This is a genomic window from Elstera litoralis, assembly GCF_000963705.1.
Taxonomy (GTDB): domain Bacteria; phylum Pseudomonadota; class Alphaproteobacteria; order Elsterales; family Elsteraceae; genus Elstera; species Elstera litoralis.
On the sequence record NZ_LAJY01000487.1, the window covers coordinates 1 to 3,643 of the forward strand.

A 3,643-nucleotide genomic window follows, 5' to 3' on the forward strand; every position below is an offset into this window, starting at 1 on the left:
GGCTGAGAATTTTGATAATTCCGGCTGAGGCCAGTGTAACGGGTACTTCACCCATCTCGGTATTCAGGTGAGGAATTGTTTTAGGTTGTGCGAGATTGGCGATGCGGCGCGCACGGGTGATCGCAAGAGGATTTTCTGAGTCTTCTGACAGTATTTTAAGAGCCTCTTGTATCTGCGTGTAAGGTTCTTGCTTCTCATAGAGCCAGTTTGTTAGGTCAATTAGATAGCCATTAATTTTAATTCGGCTCTCTCGAAGAAAAATTCCATTAATATTTGCGTTTATATTGTTAATGCTAAACGGTGTTTCCGGCGAGCCATTCCGAATCTCATCGAGCTCATAAATTGAACAGAGCGCAGTTTTATTTGAAGGACGAATGGGGTCATAAATAGAAATTTTATTTCCTATTCCAAGATAAATCAGAGGGCCACCAATGTTTGGAAAATCAGTTCGGCTTCCTCCTTTATCGCTCGCCCATGTCAAGCCGCGACGATTGAACTCTAATTTTTTCCCTTCTGTATCAGAATAAAGTAGAGTTATTGATGGTTTCTGTTCAGCGGTTTCGCTTTTCTCTGGTTCTTTGACCAGTATTTCCTCCCCAAACGCCTCTTCCGTCAGCGCGAACCACACCGCATCCAGAATAAAACTCTTCCCCAGGCCATTATCGCCGGTAATGACCGTCAGCCGTTCCGCAAACTCGACCTCCATTTCGGGGGCCGGGCCGACGCCTTTGAGGGAGAGTTTTTTCAGCATGGGGTCTCTCGCTATTCCGCTTCCGCTAGATTCGTCACCAGCACCTTATCGACCCGCCGCCCGTCCATATCCATCACTTCCAGAATGAAGCTGTCGAGCGCCACCCGGTCGGCGGGTTCGGGGATGCGTTTCAACTGCGACATGATGAAGCCGCCCAAGGTTTGCACATGGGCCTCGTCGGCGCCGGGGAAATCCTGGATGCCGGTGACGGCGTGGACTTGGCTCAGCGCCATCATCCCGTCCATCAGCCAGGAGCCGTCGTCGCGCTGCACCCAGGCCGGGTCTTCATTGGGGTCGGAAACCGAGAGATCGCCGCCGAACAGCGCTTCGAGCAGGTCGGCGGGCGTTACCAGCCCTTGCAGATCGCCATATTCATCGACGATCAGGGCAAGGTCTTCGCCCGATTGGCGGAACTGGTCCAGCACTTTCAGCGCGGGGGCGGTTTCGGGGATATAGAGCGGCTGGCGCAGGGCCGAGCGCAGGTCCAGCCCGCCGCCCGCCAGCGCTTTTGCCAGCAGATCCTTCACCCGCACTATCCCGACGATATTATCGGGCGCGCCATCGACAACGGGAAAGCGCGAATAGCGGCTGGCTTGCAGGGCGGCGAGCCAATCTTCCGGCGTTTGCGCGAGGTCCAAGACTTCGAGCTGCGTGCGCGGCGTCATCAGCGCCGACACGCGCCGGTCGCCGAGGCGCAGGGTTTGATCGACGATCTGTTGTTCGGCGGCGTCGAAATGGCCGGAGGCCGCGCCTTCGCGCATTAGGTGGCGCACTTCCTCGTCGCTCACCGCATCGGCCCCGCTCTCTTGGCCGGGGATCAGGCGTAGGATGAGGGTTGTGCAGAGCGAGAGCAGCCAAATAGCGGGGCGGGCAACGCGGCTTGTCAGCAGCAGCACGCCCGACAGCGCGGCGGCAATCCGTTCGGGGTAGGTGAGGCCCAGGCGTTTTCGGCACCAACTCGCCCAGCACCAAGCTGACGAAGGCAATGCCGATCACCACCAGCCCGAAGCCAAGGCTATCGGCATAGGGCGCAAGAACGGGGCTTTGCGCGAAGAGCGCCGCGACATCGCCCGACAGCGCATCGCCGCCGAAGGCCCCGGTGATGATCGCCACGAGCGTAATGCCGATTTGCACTGTGGAGAGAAGATCGGTCGGCCGTTCGGCCAGAACCAAGGCGCGGCGCGCGCCCGCGCTGGTTTTCGCCAAGCGTTGCAGCCGGGCTTTACGCGCCGAAACAACCGCCATTTCGCCCATCGCGAACAGGCCGTTCACCAGAATGAGCACGAAAATGAAGAGAAGTTTCAGAATCATCGCCGCGTCTCCCCAAAAGAGGGGGCGCGATGGGAGGGGAGGATCAGGCGCGGTCGCCTGGGACTGTCGGAGGACATTGGGTCCGGTTCTAAAGTTGCACGTTTTTCCAGTCTACACTGGAAAGGCCGCGCTTCGCCAGAGGGTCAGGCCAGTTTCAACAGGGCGGCGACGAGCAGCAGCAGCAAAAGCGTTTCGGCCACCATCAATCCCACGGCGCGGCCCCCGACTTTCGACAGGGCTTGCAGCGAGGTTTTCACCCCCAAGGCGGCAATCGAGAGCGTAATGCACCAGCGCGAGGCATCGCCCATGAACGCCCCTACGGGCACCGGCACGAGGCCGATACTATTGGCGATGACGATGGCGATGAAGCCGAGCAGAAACATCGGCACCAGTGGCGCTTTTTTGGCCGAACCGCCCGCGTCGGCAATCGTCTCGCCCGGCGGGACGAGGCGCACCAAGAGGGCGATGCCGACGACGGTCGGCACCAGCAGCGCCACGCGCCAGAGTTTGATGATCGTCGCCGTATCGCCCGTCTCGTGGCTCACGCTATAGCCCGCGCCCACCACCTGCGCGACATCGTGGATCGTGCCGCCCAGGAAAATGCCGGTATCGGTCGCGTCGAAGCCGAACAGCCGCGCGATCACTGGATAGAGCACCATCGCCACTGTGGAGAGGGTCGTGACGCCGATAATGGTGAAGGCGGTATCGCGCTCGTGGTTCGGATAGCGCGGCAGCACGGCGGAAATCGCCGCCGCCGCCGAAGCCCCGCAAATCGCGGTCGCCCCCGCCGACAGAATCCCGAAGCGCTGGCGCAGTCCCAACACCCGCGCGGCGACCAGCCCGAAACCAATCGTGATGACCACGGCGGCGGCAATCCCCACCAACGAATGCCAGCCCAGCGCCGAAATTTGCTCCAACGTAATCCGCCCGCCCAAGAGGGCCACGCCAAGCCGCAAAATCGAGCGCGACGAAAAAGCGATGCCTTCGGCAAAGCGCACATCACTGGAGAGGAAGTTAAACGCCATGCCGAGCAGCAGCGCATAGAGCACCGCCGGCCCGCCCTGACTGGCCGCAACGAAACTCGCCGCGAGCGCTAGCGTCAGGCTCAGCAAAAAGCCGGGGAAGAGTTGGCGCAGGCGGGGCAGCGAAAACGGCATTATCCGGCTCGGAAAATCACAGAAGCCTAGCGGGAATAACCGCGCTGATGCGTCACGTCAAGCTCGCTGACATGGCAGGGCAGTGGCGTTATCCGAGAGGGCTTTCGCCCTCTCGGGCTCTCCCAACCAGGGCCGACGGCCCTGGACCCGTGTTCCCTTAATATTCCTAGCGAGGTAGGGGATATCAATGCTGAGTAATGAAAATGGGATTGCCAAGGGACAAGTCCCTTGGCTGGGGTGTCGGGGCAAAGCCCTGACAGATCAATGCTTGAAGTGGCGAAGCCCCGTGAACACCATTGCCGCGCCCGCAGCATCGGCAGCGGCGATCACTTCCGCGTCGCGTTTGGAGCCGCCGGGTTGAATGGCGGCGGTAACGCCGGCTTTCAGGCAGACTTCGAGGCCGTCGGGGAAGGGGAAAAAGGCG

General features: G+C 60.2%; 3 protein-coding genes and 2 pseudogenes. All 5 read right to left on the minus strand.

The window, feature by feature from the left end; translation table 11 throughout:
* A partial coding sequence (locus VZ95_RS16215) for an ATP-binding protein (RefSeq protein WP_045776786.1) occupies positions 1-751 on the minus strand: 751 nt, incomplete at its 3' end.
* A gap of 11 nt (positions 752-762) precedes the next feature.
* Entirely contained in the window at positions 763-1,737 is a 975-nt protein-coding gene (locus VZ95_RS16220) for a hemolysin family protein (RefSeq protein WP_052711854.1), read from the minus strand.
* Between the two features lie 16 nt (positions 1,738-1,753).
* Positions 1,754-2,062: pseudogene (locus tag VZ95_RS29400) on the minus strand (CNNM domain-containing protein); the annotation flags it as partial.
* A gap of 143 nt (positions 2,063-2,205) precedes the next feature.
* The gene (locus VZ95_RS16225) at positions 2,206-3,219 is read right to left on the minus strand and encodes a YeiH family protein (RefSeq protein ID WP_045776787.1); all 1,014 of its coding nucleotides are present in this window, start codon (positions 3,217-3,219) and stop codon (positions 2,206-2,208) included.
* 261 nt (positions 3,220-3,480) lie between these two features.
* Positions 3,481-3,643 (minus strand): annotated as a pseudogene (gene purH / locus VZ95_RS24340) (bifunctional phosphoribosylaminoimidazolecarboxamide formyltransferase/IMP cyclohydrolase); the annotation flags it as partial.